Source organism: Microbacterium sp. SORGH_AS_0454 (assembly GCF_031453395.1).
In the GTDB taxonomy this organism is placed as follows: domain Bacteria; phylum Actinomycetota; class Actinomycetes; order Actinomycetales; family Microbacteriaceae; genus Microbacterium.
This window is the reverse complement of the sequence record NZ_JAVIYS010000001.1, coordinates 909,291-927,081: the sequence shown is the minus strand read 5'-3', so window position 1 is coordinate 927,081 and position 17,791 is coordinate 909,291. Positions and strand designations below refer to the sequence as shown.

Here is a 17,791-nt window from a genome sequence, read left to right as displayed (position 1 = left end):
CTTGTGCCGACGGCGGCTGCGTGATTCGCGTAGCCGCCGTCCGTAAGTGGATGGAATGCATTGCTACTAATGGTGTACTGAGGGCGTGAAGAGGATGACGACAGATTCGGTGCAGTCGGTCAACGGCGTGAGCCAGTTGTTCCAGCTGCTGCGAGACGGCGTACCGCGTACGCGTGCGGAACTGGCCAAGTCGACCGGGCTCGCCCGATCGACGGTCGCCGTCCGTGTCGACGAGCTCATGCGGATGGGCCTCATCACCCCGGTCGCCGACGCCGTGTCCACCGGCGGGCGTCCCCCGTCGCAGTTCGCCATCAACCCCGCCGCCAAGGTCGTCGTGGCCGTCGACCTCGGCGCGTCGCACGCCACGGTCGCGATCGCCGATCTCACCGGCAAGGTGCTCAGCGAGCGCACCGGCGAGATCGACATCGCCACGGGCCCCGAGCCCGTGCTGACCTGGCTCGTCGAGACCGCCCTGGCGCTGCTGTCCGAATCCGGACGCTCGACCACCGACGTCGCCGCCATGGGCATCGGCGTCCCCGGCCCCGTCGAGCACTCCACCGGCCAGCCGGTGAACCCGCCGATCATGCCCGGGTGGGACCGCTTCGACATCCCCGGCTGGATCTACCAGCACATGCCCGTCCCGGTCCTCGTCGACAACGACGTCAACATCATGGCCCTGGGCGAGCGCAGCATCGCCTGGCCCGCCGTCGACCACTTCATGTTCGTGAAGGTGGCGACCGGCATCGGCACCGGCATCATCTCCGACGGCCGCCTTCAGCGCGGTGCCCAGGGCATCGCCGGCGACATCGGCCACGTCCAGGTCGCGCGCGGCGCCGACATCCCGTGCCAGTGCGGCAACCGCGGGTGCCTCGAGGCCCTGGCATCCGGCCCCGCGATCGCCCGTGCCCTGCGCGCGCAGGGGATCGAGGCCCACACCGGCTCCGACGTGGTCGACCTCGTCAAGCGCGGCAACATCGACGCGATCCAGGCCGTGCGTCAGGCGGGCCGCGACATCGGCGAGGTGCTCACCACGTGCGTGAGCCTCATGAACCCCTCGGTCATCGCCATCGGCGGCTCCATGGCCCGCGTCGGCGAGCACCTCATCGCGGGTGTTCGCGAGGTCGTCTACACACGCTCCACGCCCCTGGCCACCGAGTACCTGTCGATCGTGCAGTCGGTGGCCGCCGAGAAGGCCGCGGTGATCGGCGCGAGCATGCTCGCCGTCGAGCACGCCCTCGCCCCCGAGTCGCTGAACGCCGCGTTCCTGCGCGCCTGACCCGCCGCGGGCGGGGGTCGCGGCCGGGCTCGGCGCGCGTACCCGACGGCGGAGTGTTGGCTCGACATGCCGGTTCGGGATGCCGGGTGCCCGGTGCGTCGTGATGTTTTCCGCCGGTGGGCTCACCGTGGTCGCCAGGGCCGGTACAACCTGCGGGCCCGGCGCCCGTACCTAACGGCGGAGTGTTTGCTTGACACGCCGGTTCGGGATGCCGGGTACCCGGCGCGCCGCGTTGCTCTCCGCCGTTGGGGTCGGTGTTCCTCTCCGCAGCCGTCTGGGAGAGTCGGGTGACCCGCGAGCCGTCGGTCTCGGCGGTCGCCGGGGCCGGGGCGACCTGCGGGCCAGGCGTCCGTACCTAACGGCGGAGTGCTCCCACGACACGCCGGTTTTGGATGCCGGGTGCCCGGCGCGTCGTGATGGTTTCCGCCGTTGGGCTAGCCGTGGTCGCCGGGGCCGGTACAACCTGCGGTCCCGGCGCCCGTACCTCACGGCGGAGTGTTTGTTCGACACGCCGGTTCGGGATGCCGGGTACCCGGCGCGTCGCGTCGCTTTCCGCCGTTGGGGTCGGTTTGGCTTCCACGGTCGGCTGGGAGAGTCGGGTGACCCGCGAGCCGTCGGTCTCAGTGGTCGCCGGGTGGGCCGGCGCGACCTGCGGGCCCGGCGCCCGCACCCAACGGCGGAGTGTTTGTTCGACATGCCGGTTCGGGATGCCGGGTGCCCGGCGCGCCGCGATGTTTTCCGCCGGTGGGCTCGGTGTGGTCGCCGGGGCCGGTACGACCTGCGGGCCGGGCGTCCGTACCTAACGGCGGAGTGTTTGTTCGACATGCCGGTTTGGGATGCCGGGTGTCCGGTGCGTCGTGATGTTTTCCGCCGGTGGGCTCACCGTGTTTGCCGGAGATGTCGGGCGGTCGCTCGCGGCGCGGAGTGTCCCTCTCCACGCCGCGAGCGGGTCTCAGGGGGAGCGGCGCGAGGCGCGCGTGGTGGATGCGGATGTGGCGGCGTCCGGCGTACCAGGGTCGGCGCCGGCCCCGGCGGGCACCCGCTCTCGCCCGGCATCCGATCCACCCGACCCGGCACCCGATCCACTCGACCCGGCGTCCGATCCGCCCGACCCGGCGTCCGATCCGCCCGACCCGGCGTCCGATCCGCCCGACCCGGCGTCCGATCCGCCCGACCCGGCATCCGATCCGCCCGACCCGGCATCCGATCCACCCGACTCGGCGTCCGCCCCCTCGGCATCCGCTCGCGCGGCGGCCACCGCGGCGGCGATCTCGCGCGCGTGAGCGGCCTTGCGTCGTCGCGCGGCGACGATGCGCCAGGCCACGAGCAGGGCGATCGCGGCGAGGATCGCGAGCGCGGTCCACGGCACGGCGGCGGTGGCGGCGGCGGCCTGCGACACGAGCGGGTCGAGGGTCGAGGGCTCGGCGCCGGCCAGCGTCCGCGAGACCACCTGCGAGGTGGCCGTCACCTCGGCCGACAGCAGCACGAGGGGGACCACTCCGGCAACCTCGACGGTGCGCTGCAGCGAGCTGCCGGGGAGTAGTTCGGGGGCGTCGTCGGCCGCGGTCACGCCCGCCCAGCCGAAGGGTCCGCCCAGGGCGACCTCGACGTCGGGGTCGAGCCGCGTGTTGCCGGTGTTGGTGAGGGTGTAACTGACGGTCGCGGATCCCGTCTCGGCGGGGTTCGCGGTGCCGTGGTAGTCGACGACGACGTCGTCCACGGCCAGCGCGGGTGCGAGGTCGCCCTGCACGCGCAGGTGCACGCGCGAGCCCAGGCGGCGTTCGGTGACGGTGCCGTTGTCGGCCGTCACGAGCATGGATGCCACGATGCCGGCCGCATAATCGCCGGGGGCCGCGTCGGCCGGGACGACGACGGTGAAGGGGACCTCGGCGCTCGCGCCGCTGTCGAGCGTGAGCTCGGACGAGTCGATCGAGACCCAGCTGCCGAGGTCGGTGGACTCCACGCCTCCGGCGAGGATGTCGAGGGCTCCGTCTTCGGTGAGGAAGCCGTCGGCGGCGTAGACGCGCAGGGTGATCGGCTGGGAGCTGCGATTGGCGACGTACAGGGCATCGCCAACGGTGCCGCCCGGGAGGAGGTCGTAGGCGTAGTTGGGCCGGTCGCGCCCCTGAGCGGTGTCGGCGGGTTTGACGCTCCACGTCACCGTGGTCTCGGCGGAAGGAGCGGCGGCCGCGGTGGCGGCGACGGGGGTGCCCAGCAACAGCGCGAGGCCGGCGAGGAACGAGACGAGAGTACGGAGGGGACGGGGGGAGGTCTTCGCCTGGGACATGGGCGTGGCTTTCGTGTGGAGGGGTCCCGTCGGGGCCACGCTCTCGAGGAGCGCGACCCCGACGGGATGGGGGATCAGCTGAGGGCGGTCAGCGTCACGGTCGCGGTGTAGGTGCCGCGGGGGGTCTCGAGCGGGAGCTTGAGATCCAGGTCGGCGCCCACGAGCGAGGAGCCGCGCTCGTGGCCGTCGTTCGCCTGCGCGAGGGTCCGCGCGACCGACAGGCCCTGGCCGCTGTCGAAACCGGAGGGCACGGGAGCGCCGGCGACGGCGCCGCCCTGCGTCTCGAGGACCTCGGGCGTCCAGCCGAGGTACTTGCTCGACACCTCCTGGCCTCCGGCGGTGAAGTTCGACACCTGTGCGGTCAGCGACCACCCGGGGTTGCCGGCCCGGGTGTCCTGCACGCGGATCGGCACGATCTCACCGGATGCCGCGTAGTGGTCGAGGTTCTCGGTCGCAACTCCCAGGTCGACCAGGCGCGAGGTGCCCTCGATCGACCAGGTGAGCTCGCCCGAACCCTGGTCGGGGACGGTCACGGCGATCGACTGGTCGCCCGTGGGAGGAGCGGTCGGCGCCTCGCCCGTGTAGTCGCCCGTGGTTGAGCCGGCACGGACGCCCGCACCGAACGCGGCCGCCGGGGAGTTCCCGTCGAGAGCGAGAGCGCCGAACACCGTGGTGTTCGCCACGCGCAGGTTCGCGGTGTTCCCGGTGAGGGACAGGCCCCCGCCGATCGAGTTGGCGAACGCGTCGGAACCACCGTCGGCGGTGGCGCCGATGAGCACGTCGCGCGAGCTGCCGCTCACGGTGACGTCGCCCTTGACGACGGCCCCGGTCATCGACACGCCCCAGCCCGAGCCGTCGACCGACACGTCAGCGCCCACCGAGGTGCGCACGATGTCGACGTAGGTGGCCTGCTGCGTGAGCAGCGAGCCCGAGATGGCGCTGTCGACGACCTCCACGTCGATGCCGCCGGCTTCCACCGAGCCCCCGACCTTCAGGTCGTTGACGTAGAGGAATCCCACGGTGGTGTCGGCGGAGTACGCGCTGATGTCGCCGGCCACGCTCGTGCCGTCGAGCGAGACGCCGTACGCGTCGGTGGCGACGACGTCTCCCGTGACGGTGACCGAGGTGGCATCCAGCCATCCGCCCGCCTCGACGACGATGTCGCCCTCGACGGTCGCCCCGCCGAGGACGCAGTCCGCGCCGCCGGGGACGATCAGGTTGCCCGAGACGCTCTGGCTGCCCAGGTCGTCGGTGCAGGTGAGGTCGGCCGCGTACGCGGGCACGGCGACGACGCTGCCCCCGATGACGAGGAGGCCGACGGTGGTCAGTTTCGTGATTCTGTTCATCGGTTCTTCCTCGTCGCTCAGCCGCGCAGGGCTGCGATGTTGTCGTAGCTGCGGTCGGCGTTGGCGAGCGAGTCCCCGGGGTTGACCGGCACCGTGGAGGCGTTGTCCTGTTCGAACATGCCGAAGCGCTGGCCGCGGTCGCGCAGCTGCGACAGGAACGCCGTGTAATCGATGTTCCCGGCGCCGAACTCGACGATGTCGTAGCCGTTGGCGCTGCTCGGGTTGAGCTTGCCGTCCTTGAGATGCAGGATCGGGAAGCGGCGGGGGTCGCGCTTGATGTAGTCGATCGGCTCGAACCCCGGGTACAGGTGCTTTCCGACGTGCGCCCAGTAGACGTCCATCTCGAAGAACACCGTCTCGGGGTTCAGGTTCGCCCAGTACAGGTCGTAGATGCGCTCGTTCGTGTCGGTCGTGAAACCCCATTCCTGGGCGTGGTTGTGCAGGTAGAGCTTGATGCCCGCAGCGCGACCCTTCTCGCCCATCTGGTTCCACGTGCCGATGGCCTGCATCCAGGGATCCTTGGCGAGGGGGCCGCCGTATCCGCCGGCGATCGGCCCGCCTTGCCCCAGGTGCGGCATGCCCAGCACGTGCGCGATCTCGAGCTGCTGGTCGATGTTGGCCGGGGTGAGGTTGACGTGCGCGCCGGTCGCGCGCAGGCCGTTGTCGTCGAGCAGCTGACGGATCTCCTGCGGGGTGATGGCGCCGACGCCTCCCTGCGTGTATCCCGCGAACTCGATCTCCGAGTAGCCGATGCGGGCCAGCTCCTCGAACACCGCGCGGAAGCCCAGCGAGCTGACCTTGTCGCGGACGGTGAACAGCTGGATGCCGATGCGGTTGACGGGGACGAGACGCTTGCCGGCGCTGACCGGGGGAGCGGCCGCCGCGGCGCGGGCGCCGAAAGCGGTGGATGCCGAGGCGGCGGCGGGCATGGCGGCGGCGCCGATGCCGACGGCGACGGACGACGCCGCCAGGGCCTTGAGCAGGGTACGCCGGCTCATGGGTCGATCCGACACCGTGGGGTGCGCGTGGTCGTGGTGGTGACTCATGACTCTCCTTCGAGGTGGGTCCGCCCCGGGGTCGGGGACGACCGTGGGGGTGGTGGGGGCCGCGGTGCGCGACCCCCACCCGGGTGTTACTTCTTGACGGTCAGGTTCGCGCTGCCGCTGCTCTTCGCGATCCCGCTCGAACCGGTGTACGACGCCTGCACCTGGTAGGCGCCTTCCGCGCTGAGCTTGGGCAGGGTCACCTGGACGGTGCCGTCTGCGCCGAGCGTGCCGGTGAGGGTGGCGACGACCGCGTTGTTACGGCGGATGGTCACCGTGGCGTCGCCGGTCGGGACGATGCCCGTCGACGAAGCCACCTGGACCGTGGCGGTGGCCGCCACGGCGGGCTTGACCGGTGTCGGCGAGACGGCGACCGAGGTCGTCGACTTCGCCTGCGAGACCGTGAGACGACCGATGCCGGCCGATCCCTTGAAGGTCTCGTCGGCCCCGTAGGTGGCCCGCAGGGTGTGCGTGCCGACCGGGAGATCCGCCGGGAGGGCGACGACGGCGTTGCCGTCCGCGTCCAGAGTCGCGCGACCGAGTTCGGTCTCGCCGACGGTGAGCACGACCTCGCCCGTGGGGGCGCCGCCCTCTCCGCGCACCGACACCGTCGCGTCGCCGGGGGCGCCGTAGGTGACGCGCGGGGAGCCGAGCGAGACGAGCGTGCGGGTGTCGACGGTCGGCTCGTTGGGAGCGTCGAGGTCGATCGTGAACGACACGGAACCGAGCTCCGAGACGTTGCCGCCGGTGTCGGTGGCCCGGTAGCGGATGTCGTAGACACCGTCCTGATCGAACGTCACCCCGTACTGCTGGTTCGCCGCGAGGGTCATCCAGGTCGCGCCGTTGTCGCGGGAGTACTCGACGCTCGCGAGCGTGCCGTTGTCCGCGGCCTGGACCGCGAAGCGCACCGGCTCGTTGAACACGCCGCCGACACCCGTCGGGGTGGCGGGGGACAGCGTGTGTGCGACCGTCGGCGGCGTGACGTCGCCGACCCCGTCGCCCACCATGGTCAGCGCGTCGACGGCGAGCTCGTCGGCCGAGGTGACGTAGAGCGCTCCGGAGCCCTCGGGGGCGTCGAAGGTGACCTCGACGTCCTGCCAGCCGCTGCCCGCGGGGATGGTCGCGGTCGCGAAGGGCTCGGCGTCGACCGCTCCCCAACGAAGCTGGACTTCTCCCGCACCGCTGGCGCGGACCACGGCACCGTCGATCCCGGCGAAGTTCACCGGGTCGTAGGCGAGGTAGTCGCCCGCTCCCAGGCCGCGGACGGCGTTGCCGCCCGAGGCGTCGGCGTCGGCGTAGACCGTGACGCCCTCGCGCCGGATCGCGTGCTCGGCCTGCTGCAGCTTGGGGTTCAGGCGAACGGTCGCCTCACCCGTGGCCGCCGGCAGTCCGTTGGCGCCCGCGTCGGTGTAGGTGACCACGACCGCGCCGTACAGCAGGGCGCCGGGGCCGTGCTCGGGCGAGTTCGGGTCGGTGCGGAAGACGCCCGTGCAGCCCGTGCCCGAGACCTCGGGGTGGGCGTGCTCGTCGTGGCCGAGACCGTAGGTCCAGCTCACGCGCGAGCATTCCGTGGCGTCGCCGTCCTCGGCATCCGTCGTCGTGACCTGGAAGGGGATCGCCTGACCCCAGTCGAAGAACGCACCGTTGCCGGGGAAGGCCACGGTCACCTCGGGCGCCTGGTTGCCCACCGAGATGGTGCGCGAGGTCAGGCCGAAGCGTCCGCCCGGGTCGGACACGCGCAGGCGGGCGCTGTAGTTGCCCAGTTCGGTGTACGTGTACGACGCGGTCGCGCCGGTGGCGTCGTAGGTGCCGTCGCCGTCGAAGTCCCACTCGTAGGTGAGGGTGTCCGCGTCGGGGTCGGTCGAGGTCGACGCGTCGAACTCGACGGTCAGGGGAGCCTGCGACGACGAGGTGGGCGTGGCGGTGAAACGCGCCTGGGGCGACTTGTTCCCGGCGACGTAGTCGATGCGGTAGAGACCGGCATCGGGGTTCGCGCGGAAGAAGCCGTCACCGTAGTCCAGCACGTACATCGAGCCGTCGGGCCCGATCTCCATGTCCATGGGGTTGTCGTGGGGCGGCTGGCCGAGGGTGCTCAGCGCGGCGTTGGGCAGGAAGTCCTCGATCGCGCTGACGTCGAAGGTGTCCCAGTCCAGCGTGAAGGCGGCGATGTAGTCCTGCGAGAACTCGCCCATGAAGGCCTTGCGGTCCCAGTGCTGGGGGAGCTTCGTGGGCGAGGGGTTCGTCTCGTCGTAGTGGTAGACGGGTCCGCCCATCGGGCCCTGGCCGCTGCCCGCGCCGAAGTTCACCAGTTCGTCCCACGGCTGGTCGCCGGGGTTGTCGCCGTACCAGAGGGTCGCGGGCTGCGCGGGAGGAAGGTCGGTGAGACCGGTGTTCCAGCGCGACTCGTTCTTGAGGTTGGCGGGGTCGAAGAACGCCCCCGGCGTCGCCGTGGCGAAGTCCCAGTCGTTGTACGCCTGGTTGTCGGCGTGTACGTACGGCCAGCCGGCGTTCTGCGGCTCGTCGAGGCTGATGGCGTTCCACTCCACCAGGCCCATGGGGCCGCGGCCCGCGGTCTGGGCGACGGCCTTCGTCGCGTCGGGGCCGTAGTCGCCCCACGACAGCGAATTGGTCTCGACGTCGACCTCGATGCGGAAGGGGTTGCGCACGCCCATCACGAAGATCTCGGGGCGGGTGAGTTCGGTCCCGGGAGCGAAGAGGTTGCCCTCGGGGATCGTGTACGAGCCGTCGTCCTCGACGTGGATGCGCAGGATCTTGCCGCGCAGGTCGTTGGTGTTACCGGCACCGCGGCGAGAGTCGAAACCGGGGTTGTAGCCGGGGGCGTCGTTGTTGGGCGCGAAGCCGTTGGCGCCCGGGGTGGATGCCGGGGTGTTGTCGCCCGTGCTCAGGTAGAGGTTGCCGTCGCCGTCGAAGCCGATGTCGGCACCGACGTGGCAGCACTGCCCGCGCTGGACCTCGACGTCGAGGACGACCTGCTCGCTCGCGAGGTCGAGGGCGTCTCCGTTCCACTGGAAGCGGGCGAGACGGTTCACGCCGACCCACTGGTCCCAGTACGACTCGTCGGCTCCCGCGGGGAGCGTGTTGGGGGAGTTGCCCGCCGGGGTGTCGGCCACGCCGTCGCCGTCCGCGTCGCGCGGGGAGTACACGAGGTACACCCAGTTGTTCTCGGCGAAGTTCGGGTCGAGGGCGACCGTCTGCAGGCCGTCCTCGGAGTTGGCGTAGACGTCGAGCGTGTTGGTGACGCGTGTGACGCCCGTCGCGGGATCGGTCAGGCGCACGTCTCCGTTGCGAGCGGTGTGCAGCACGCGCTTGTCGGGCAGGACCGCGAGGTCGATGGGCTCGCCCACGTCCTTCGTGAGCAGCACGCGCTCGTAGTTGCTCCAGTCCAGAGCGCCGCCGTCTTCGCCGGTGTCGCCGGGGTCGGGGGTGCCGGGGTCGGTGGGATCGCCGTGATCGCCCCCGGGGTCAGTCGTGCCGTGGTCGTGCCCGTCGTGCGCGAAGGCCGGGACGGGTGCTGCGGCGATGGCGCCCAGGCCCAGTGCGGCGGCCGCGAGGACCGCCGTCAACCGGGACCGGACGACCGGATGCCGAGAAGTAGAGTTCATCGTGAAACAGCTCCTGTGAATGCGTTCGAGTTGTTTTCACCGGGTCGCCACACAGTCGGTCTCAACGACTGATCGTGGCGGCCCGGGCTCTTCCTGCGGTGGCGGTCGGCCACGCGCCGTGTCTGCTCCTTACTCTTCGTCGAGTGGGAGGGGTCGCCGATCACCGCCTCTCGGGCGGTTCGTGGGGCGAGCCTCGGGGGGATGAGGTGTCCGGTTGTGAGGGACGTCGCTCGTCGTCATCTTGACGGATGTTTTTCCATAGGTCAATCAAAAGTTGCGTAATGTGCACACAACAAAAGAGCGCCTGACGCGAGCCTTGTGGTTTGCTTTCGTCGCGGGCTACCATCGCCGCACGGTGCGTCTCGCGCCGCCCCCACTCGTCGGCGAAGAGGCCGGCACGGCCGAGGAGGCCCCATGCTTCATGGACTGACCGGATGGCACTTGCTGATCGTCCTCGCGGTGATCGTCCTGTTGTTCGGCGCTGCCAAGCTGCCGGCGCTGGCGCAGAGCGTCGGCAGGTCGGCCCGCCTGTTCAAGGGCGAGTTGAAGGCGATGAAGGACGACGACGCGGTGCCGCTCGCCTCCGGTCAGGGGGCCTCGACGCCCGAGGCTTCCCCCGACGCCCTCGCCGACACGGTGCGCAGCGCCGACAGCACACGCCGCACCCCGGCGTAAGCGAGCGCGTCGGGCCGCGCCAGTGCGTCCACGTGGCGCACCAGGGCGAGGTCGGCGAGCGGTCGCAGCACCAGCCCGTCGACGGCGAGGGGTGTTGTCGTGGTGCGCGGCATGACGGCGATCGCTGCGCCGGCGCGCACGACCTCGGCCGTCACCGAGAACTCGTTGATGCGGTGGGCGACGTCGAGAGGACGCCCCACGTGCGCGGCGAGATGGTCGAGAACGCCGGCGAGCGGGAATCCGGGGTGCACCGACACCCATCTCTCGGCGACGAGGTCGGCCGCACGCAGCTCGTCGCGTCCGGCGAGCGGGTGGTCTGCCGGCAGGGCGATGTCGAGCGGCTCTTCGAGCAACGGCACCGTGACCACGCGGTCCGCGGGCCACGGCTCGTCGTGCGCGAGGCGGTGCGCCACGACGAGATCGTGGTCGGCGGTCAGCCCCGGAAAATCGCGGTGCGCCACATCGGCGTCGGCGAGGTGCAGTGGCGGCGTGCCGTCGAGTTCGCGCAAGAGGGGCCCGAAGAGCGCGAGCGCGGCGCTGTGGAAGGCCGAGACGCGCACGGGGCGATCGCTGGCGTCGAGGAAAGCGCCCACGGCTTCCCGTGCCGAGACCAGAGCCTCGTCGACCCGCGCGCCGGCGGCGGCGAGGGCCTCTCCGGCGGGCGTGAGGGCGAGGGTGCGCCCGCGCCGGGTGGTCAGCGGAACGGGCACGTGCGCCTGCAGCGCGGACAGCTGCTGCGACACCGCCGACGCCGAGACGTGCATGCGCTGCGCCACGGCGGCCACGCTTCCGCGGTCTCGGAGCTCGCGCAGCAGGCGAAGATGACCGACATCCATAAGGAAGAACTTACGACACGGTGAAGAAGGAGCCCATTGTTCTTCCGCGTCGCCCGCGTCACGGTGGGGGCATGCCCCGCCGCGTCCCCGAACTCGTCGTCGACCTCCTCCTCGTCATGGTCGCCGCGGTCTGGGGCGCCAGCTTCCTCGCCGCGAAGGAGTTGGTGTCCGAGACCGGCGTCGCCTCCGGCGTGGCTCTTCGCTTTCTCGTGGCCGCGATCGCCCTCGGCATCCTGTGTCTGGCGAGACGCGAACGGATGCCGCGCGGCCGAGGTCTCGCGATCGCCGCTGTGCTCGGGTGCTCGCAGGCGGCGATCATCGGGCTCGAGACCGCGGGCGTGCACCTGACCTCGGCGACCAACGCCGGGCTCCTCATCAGTCTCGCCCTCGTCTTCACCCCGGTGCTCGAGAGCGTCGCCGCACGCTCGTGGCTCCCGCGGTCGTACTTCGTCGCCGCGGTCGCCGCGGTGGTCGGCGTCGCCCTGCTCGTCTCGGGAGGGGGCCTTCGTGCGCCCAACCTGGGCGACGTGCTGGTCATCGCCGCGGCGGTCGTCCGCGCCGTCCACGTCACCGCCAGCGGGCACCTCACCCGTGGCCGACACGACAGCACCCTCGCCGTCGTGTTCGTGCAGCTGCTCGTGTGCGCCCTCGCCTCGTCGGCCGTGGCCGGTGCCGACCTGCCGCGTGCGGCCGCCGGGCTCTCGGCATCCGGATGGGTCGACGTGCTCTTCCTCGGGCTGCTGTGCTCGGTGTTCGCCTTCGTGGTGCAGCTGTGGGCGGTGCGGCGCACCTCGGCGACCCGCGCGAGCATCCTCATGGGTACCGAGCCCGTGTGGGCGCTCGCCGTGGGCGTCGCCATCGGCGGCGAGGCGGTCGGCGCCCCCGGGCTGATCGGTGCCGCGCTGATCATTGCCGCGTCCTACGCCGGACAGGCGATCGAACGACGGCACCGCCGCTCGCGCGAGGCGGCGAAGGGTGGTGCCGTCGTCGGGCCGATCAGCTCCGCTCGGGTCTCGGTCGGCGCCACCGCGCCCACACCGTCGCCGTGAGACCCGCTCCGACCAGTGCGACCGCGAGGAGGACCGATGCGATCTCGCCACCGGTCAGGGGCAGGCCGCCCCCGGGGGATCCGGGACCCGCGCCGGGCGGTGGGGAGCAGTCGACCGTGCAGGTGGCGCTCGGCAGGGGGGTGATCTCGACGGTGATGCCGACGCCGTCGTCGGCGACGGCCGCGGGGAACAAGAGCGTGTCGCTCATGAGACCTCCACCGCCTCGCGCCGACCCTCTTCACGGGCGCGCGCCACGAGGTCGTCGAGACGGCGGCGGGAACGGCGACGCCCGGACGCGGCGGCTGCGACGATGAGGGCGAGCCCGACCGCGGCGGCGAGGTGCAGCCACGGCACCGCCCAGACGGTGACGCTCTGCGTCACGGGCGTCGCGGCGAGCGTCGAGTCGGGCACCGCGGCATCCACCGTCACGCCCTTCGTCAGCAGGAACAGCGGCCACGCGGGCTGGGGCTCGGTTCGCACGTCCCGCGATTCGCCGGGCAGCAGCACACCGCGTTCCGTCGTCGTCGCCTCCACCGCGTCGGCCACGGCGAGAGCGGTGTTCCCGGTGTTCTCCGCCGTGTACGCGTAGGTGATCGACCCCGGCGCGAAAAGGTTCCAGGATGGCGTGTACTCCGCGCGAACCTCGCCGACGCCCACCGCGGGGGCGAGCTCGCCCGTCACCCGGGTCGAGACGCGGAAGCCGACGCGGCTGTCCACTCCCACTTTCGTGCCGTCCGCTCCCGCGGAGGTGGAGCGAACGGATGCCGAGACCCCGGCCGCGTGATCGCCCGGGGTGGCGTTGGGCGGCACGGCGATCTCGAACGAGATGACGCGCGTCTCGCGGGGAGCGAGCGTGACCGACGGTTCGATCGTGATCCAGGTGCCCGCATCGACCGAGGTGCGATCGGCCGGGAGCATCGTGAAGCGCCCGGTCTCGGTGTAGTAGCCGTCCGCCGCGTCGAGGGCGAAGGTCGCCTCGCTCTCGCTGAAGTTCTTCACGGCGAGATGCTCGGTGACGCGCTGGCCCGGATCGATCTCGACCTGCATGACCCGTCGACCGTCCGCTCCCTCGGCCGAGGCCGGGGTGACCGACCAGGTGACCGAGTCGGCGGTGTCGTCCGCCAGGACGGGAGGCGCCGCGGCGATCGCGGCCGCGGCCACGATGAGCCCGGCCACCGTGGCGGACCCTCCGCGTGAGAGCGCCGCCCTCATCGCGACGCTCACCCCTCGAGCAGGGTCAGCGTGATGGTCGCCGAGTAGGCGCCGGGTGCGACGGTCGCCGGCGTCTGCAGCACGAGGCCGGCGGAGGCCGAGTACGCTCCACCCGTGGCGGCGGCGGAGTTGTCGGCGTTGGCGAGCAGTTCGGCGTCGACGAAGCCGCCGATGCCCGGGTCGACGGGGTCGCCGGGTGCGACGAGCGCGGAGTCGCCCGCGACGATGGTCGGGTACCAGCCGAAGCTGTCGGCCGACGAGATCGCGGGCTGGCCGGCGTTGCCGGCGAAGTCGCTGATGGCGCCCATGACGTACCAGTACGCCTCCGGGTCGACATTCTCGGGAAGGCGGGTGTCGGTGACGGTGACCGTCGGCAGCGTGCCCGTGAAGGTGCGGTCGGTGCCCGACGCCTCTCCCTCGGTGAGGGTGGTGGCATCGTCGGCGACGGTCAGGGCCAGGACGCCGGGCTCGGCCGCGGGGGCGATCTCGACCTGCACGTCGACGGTGTCCTCATCGGCGGCGAAGGCGCTGCCGCCGCCCGCGGCTGCCAGGATGCCGACGCCGAGAGCGGCGACTCCGATGCGGGCCGTCAGGCCGCGACGCGAGGTGGGGGACATGGGTGCTCCGTTCTTCCACCGCGAGGCGGTGGAGTCGTCGGCGGGCGCCGACGGGTGGTCGGGACGACCGGCGTCCCGCCGGTCGGTGAACGAGGGGGCCGTCGTTTCGGGCGGGCGCGGCGGACTCCGGGGAGCCTCGTGGCGGCGCTGTCACGGGTCGGTTCTGCGGGTTCGTTGTGACAGTAGTGCGGCTTACGTGCGGCGTCAAGCAAAAGATGACTGGCGTTCGGAAGCTCTAAGAGATGCGCTTTTCCGGGGCAAATCAGGGCCGCGGTGGGCAGGAGCCCTTCCGTGAGTGGGACTGCGGGGGTCAATTCCAGCAGTTGTTAACGATATTTAGTCAAGTTTTGTAGACGCGCCAGCAAAAGACTTCTACAGTGACCAGGTCGAGGGCGACCTGTGCGATCCGAGCGGACGCCGTCACCCCCGCCGCTGATCCGAAGGAGCAATGATGCCCGTACCCGCTGTCTTGTCCGGCCCCCGCCGGCGCAGCACCCGCGTCGCGAGAACCCTCGTGGCCGGTCTCCTGGGCGGAGCACTCGTGGCCACAGGAGCGATCCTGCCCGCCGGTGCCGCCGTCGCCCCCGCCGTCAACACCCCGGCGGACCTGCCCAAGCAAGAACCGGGGGTGACGCTTCGCACCTACTCCACCCCGCCCCTCACCGAGCTCTGCACGCTCAAATCGGGACAGACCCCCAACGTCGACAAGCTCATGTCGACGATCGACTGGAGTACCGACGAGCAGTTCGGTGCGGGTGACAACTTCGTCACGCACGCCCTGGCCAACCTCACCGTCAGCACTCCCGGCTCGTACGCCTTCCGTCTGACCAGCGACGACGGTTCGCGCCTCACTCTCGACGGCACGCAGCTGATCGACAACGACGGCCTCCACGGAGCGGAATCGGTCGAGGGCACCGTCACGCTCGACGTGGGCGTCCACGACCTCTTCGTCGAGATGTTCGAGGCCACCAACGGTCAGCAGCTCACGGTCGAGTGGAAGACCCCGGGCTCGTCGAGCTTCACCGTCATCCCGAACGACGTCCTCAGCACCGAGGCGGGCGTCGTGCGCGTCACCGCCCCCGGGACGAAGTACTGCGAGGGCAGCACCGACTCCGCCGGAGACGGTCTGCGCCTGGATGCCGTGAATCCCGACTACACGCTGGTGAACCTGCGCCCCGAGGGCTTCAACCCCAAGGTCTCGGGGCTGGCCTTCCTCGGCAACGGCGACCTCGCGGTGCTGACCACCGGCTCGGTCAACTCCGGTGGCTGGGACACCTCCACCCCCGGAAAGGTCTTCGTGCTCAAGGGCGCCCAGGCGGCCGACGGCCCCGAGGACGTCACCGTCGTCGAGGCGGCCGGCGGTCTGCTCAACCCCATGGGCATCGACGTCATCGACGACAAGATCTACGTCTCGGAGCGCTACCAGCTCACGGAGCTCAGCGACACGAACGGCGACGGCTCGTACGAGACGAAGCGCAAGGTCGCGGAGTACCCCTCGGGCAACAACTTCCACGAGTTCGCCTTCGGTCTGATCCACGACGAGGACAACTTCTACGTCAACCTCTCCGTCGCGATCGACAACGGCGGAGCCACGACCAACCCGCAGCCCGCGAAGAACCGCGGCACCTCCGTGAAGATCGACCGCGCCACCGGAGCGATCAGCTACGTGGCCGGGGGTCTGCGCACACCCAACGGTGTTGCCTTCGGTCCCGAGAACGAGCTCTTCGCGATGGACAACCAGGGTGCCTGGCTGCCGGCGAACAAGCTCGTCAACATCAAGCAGGACCGCTTCTTCAACCACTACACGAACCCCGCCGGTCCCTTCGACGCCAACCCGGTGACCCCGCCGGTGGTGTGGATCCCGCAGAACGAGATCGGCAACTCCCCGAGCACGCCCATCATGCTGAAGGACGGCCCCTTCGCCGGCCAGATGATGTTCGGCGACGTCACCTACGGCGGCCTGCAGCGCGCCTTCCTCGAGAAGGTCGACGGCGAGTTCCAGGGAGCGGTCTTCCGCCACTCCGCGGGCTTCGAGGTCGGCGTGAACCGCGTCATCGAGGGTCCCGACAAATCGCTCTACATCGGCGGGACGGGCGAGGGCGGCAACTGGGGTGAGGCGGGCAAGCTCACCTACGGTCTGCAGAAGCTCGTCCCGAACTCCACGCAGAACACCTTCGACATGAAATCGATGAAGGTCGTCGAGGGTGGGTTCGAGATCGAGTACACCCAGCCCCTGTCCGACGAGACGGTGGCGAACCTCGCCTCGGCGTACCGCGCCGAGCAGTGGCGCTACCTGCCGACCTCCACCTACGGCGGTCCCAAGATCGACGAGGAGATCCTCTCGCTGACCAGCGCCACGGCATCCGCCGACCGCAAGACGGTCACGGTCGCGTTCGACGGCCTCAAGCAGGGGCGCGTGGTGCACCTGCGCTCGCCGCAGCCCTTCGCCGCAGCCAGCGGTGACAAGCTGTGGAGCACCGAGGCCTGGTACACACTCAACTCGCTGCCGGGCTACGTCTCGCCGGCTGACCAGGGATGGTACGAGGCCGAGGAGGCCCGCCTGATCGGCGGCGCCAAGTTCGACGCCGAGCACAGCGGCTACTCGGGCGCCGGTTTCGCCGGCGGCATGTGGCAGGCCGGTTCCGCGTTCGAGTTCACGGTGAACGCCGAGGCCGCCGGCACCGTTCCGGTCAACGTGCGCTACTCCAACGGCCCCAACCCGGCCCCCGGTTCCAAGGACGTGAACCTCTACGTCAACGGGCAGAATCTCGGCCGGTGGGACTTCCCCTCCACGGGTGACTGGAAGACCTGGGCCACGATCACGCGGGACATGCCGTTGGTCGCCGGGACGAACACGATCGCGCTGAAGTACGACTCGGGCAACAAGGGCAACATCAACGTCGACGTCCTGTCGATCGGCACCGCCGACATCTGCGCTCCGGCGCAGGTCGAGGACGGGTACCGCTCGCTGTTCGACGGCACGCTCCAGAGCCTGAACGCCGGCTGGCGCATGGCGGGCCCCGGGGGCTTCGGTCGTCAGAACGACTGCAGCATCCGCGGCGAGGGTGGCATGGGGCTGCTCTGGCACAAGGCGCAGGAGCTGAACGAGTACAGCCTCAAGCTGGACTGGAAGCTCATCGCCGACCACAACGGTGGCGTCTTCGTCGGCTTCCCCGACCCGCAGAACGACCCCTGGATCGCGGTCAACCAGGGCTACGAGATCCAGATCGACGCCTCCGACGCCGCCGACCGCACCACCGGTGCGATCTACACCTTCCAGGGTGCGGATGCCGCGGCGGTCGAGGCTTCGCTCAAGCCGGTCGGGTCGTGGAACGCGTACGAGATCGTCGTGAAGGGGCAGAGCATCAAGATCTTCCTCAACGGCACGCTGGTGAACGATTTCACCAGCACCGATCCCGCGCGCGACCTGTCGCAGGGCTTCATCGGCCTGCAGAACCACGGCGGCGGCGAAGCGGTGTCGTACCGCAACGTCCGTGTCATGGAGATCGACGAGCCGGCACCTCTCGCGGTGACGGCCTCGGCCGAGGTCCGTTGCATGGCGAAGAAGGCGACGCTGACGGTGCGCGCGACCAACACCGACACGGTGCCCGTCGACGTGACCCTCGAGACGGCGTGGGGCGAGCGGGTCATCCCCGCCGTCCAGCCCGGGAAGACGGTGTTCCACACCTTCACCACCCGTGCCGTGTCGGTCGCCGCCGGTGAAGCGACGGTGTCCGCGACCGGCGACGGTCGCACCGGCGAGGCCACGGCCTCGTACGCGGCCAAGAGCTGCGGCTGATCCCCCCGGCGCCCTCGGTGGCGGACTC

The 17,791-nt window shown here is 70.8% G+C and carries 12 protein-coding genes; 4 read left to right on the top strand and 8 right to left on the bottom strand.

Translation table 11 applies throughout. The annotated features are described in order from the left end of the window. Positions 1-94: 94 nt before the first annotated feature. A complete protein-coding gene (locus QE454_RS04265; RefSeq protein WP_307457775.1) occupies positions 95-1,276 on the top strand; it encodes an ROK family transcriptional regulator in 1,182 nt (393 codons plus the stop codon). Positions 1,277-2,228: 952 nt separating this feature from the next. Here the strand turns inward: QE454_RS04265 and QE454_RS04260 are convergent. From QE454_RS04260 to QE454_RS04245, 4 genes are all read right to left on the bottom strand, one after another. Next, positions 2,229-3,563 carry a DUF916 domain-containing protein gene (locus tag QE454_RS04260; protein ID WP_307457777.1) on the bottom strand — a complete coding sequence of 445 codons (1,335 nt, stop codon included), beginning with the start codon at positions 3,561-3,563 and terminating at the stop codon, positions 2,229-2,231. Between the two features lie 74 nt (positions 3,564-3,637). Continuing rightward, positions 3,638-4,909 (bottom strand): hypothetical protein, encoded by a 1,272-nt coding sequence (locus tag QE454_RS04255; RefSeq protein ID WP_210076143.1) that lies wholly within the window; start codon positions 4,907-4,909, stop codon positions 3,638-3,640. 17 nt (positions 4,910-4,926) lie between these two features. Next, a complete protein-coding gene (locus QE454_RS04250) occupies positions 4,927-5,907 on the bottom strand; it encodes a sugar phosphate isomerase/epimerase (protein ID WP_307457783.1) in 981 nt (326 codons plus the stop codon). A 134-nt stretch (positions 5,908-6,041) separates the two neighbouring features. Further along, positions 6,042-9,575 (bottom strand): PQQ-dependent sugar dehydrogenase, encoded by a 3,534-nt coding sequence (locus QE454_RS04245; RefSeq protein WP_307457786.1) that lies wholly within the window; start codon positions 9,573-9,575, stop codon positions 6,042-6,044. Between the two features lie 414 nt (positions 9,576-9,989). On the opposite strand from QE454_RS04245, the gene tatA reads away from it, so the two are divergent. After that, positions 9,990-10,250: a twin-arginine translocase TatA/TatE family subunit gene (gene tatA / locus QE454_RS04240; protein ID WP_307457789.1), complete on the top strand. Its 261-nt coding sequence runs from the start codon at positions 9,990-9,992 to the stop codon at positions 10,248-10,250. Here the strand turns inward: tatA and QE454_RS04235 are convergent. Further along, positions 10,163-11,086: a LysR family transcriptional regulator gene (locus QE454_RS04235; protein ID WP_307457793.1), complete on the bottom strand. Its 924-nt coding sequence runs from the start codon at positions 11,084-11,086 to the stop codon at positions 10,163-10,165. The two genes, tatA and QE454_RS04235, sit on opposite strands and share 88 nt — an antisense overlap. 71 nt (positions 11,087-11,157) lie before the next feature. On the opposite strand from QE454_RS04235, the gene QE454_RS04230 reads away from it, so the two are divergent. Next, positions 11,158-12,135: a DMT family transporter gene (locus QE454_RS04230; protein WP_307457796.1), complete on the top strand. Its 978-nt coding sequence runs from the start codon at positions 11,158-11,160 to the stop codon at positions 12,133-12,135. Here the strand turns inward: QE454_RS04230 and QE454_RS04225 are convergent. Genes QE454_RS04225 through QE454_RS04215 form a run of 3 tightly spaced genes read right to left on the bottom strand, consistent with a single transcriptional unit; the run spans position 12,083 to position 13,964 of the window. Further along, complete coding sequence (locus tag QE454_RS04225; RefSeq protein WP_307457799.1) at positions 12,083-12,343, bottom strand: hypothetical protein; 261 nt, start codon at positions 12,341-12,343, stop codon at positions 12,083-12,085. The genes QE454_RS04230 and QE454_RS04225 overlap by 53 nt on opposite strands. Next, positions 12,340-13,311, bottom strand: coding sequence for a WxL protein peptidoglycan domain-containing protein (locus tag QE454_RS04220; RefSeq protein ID WP_309668536.1), 972 nt, complete (start codon positions 13,309-13,311; stop codon positions 12,340-12,342). The genes QE454_RS04225 and QE454_RS04220 overlap by 4 nt, the downstream gene beginning before the upstream one ends. Before the next feature lie 44 nt (positions 13,312-13,355). After that, positions 13,356-13,964 carry a hypothetical protein gene (locus tag QE454_RS04215; RefSeq protein ID WP_307457805.1) on the bottom strand — a complete coding sequence of 203 codons (609 nt, stop codon included), beginning with the start codon at positions 13,962-13,964 and terminating at the stop codon, positions 13,356-13,358. A 451-nt stretch (positions 13,965-14,415) separates the two neighbouring features. Between QE454_RS04215 and QE454_RS04210 the strand changes: the two genes are divergently transcribed. Further along, the gene (locus QE454_RS04210) at positions 14,416-17,763 is read left to right on the top strand and encodes a family 16 glycoside hydrolase (protein ID WP_307457808.1); all 3,348 of its coding nucleotides are present in this window, start codon (positions 14,416-14,418) and stop codon (positions 17,761-17,763) included. The last annotated feature ends 28 nt before the right edge of the window (positions 17,764-17,791 follow it).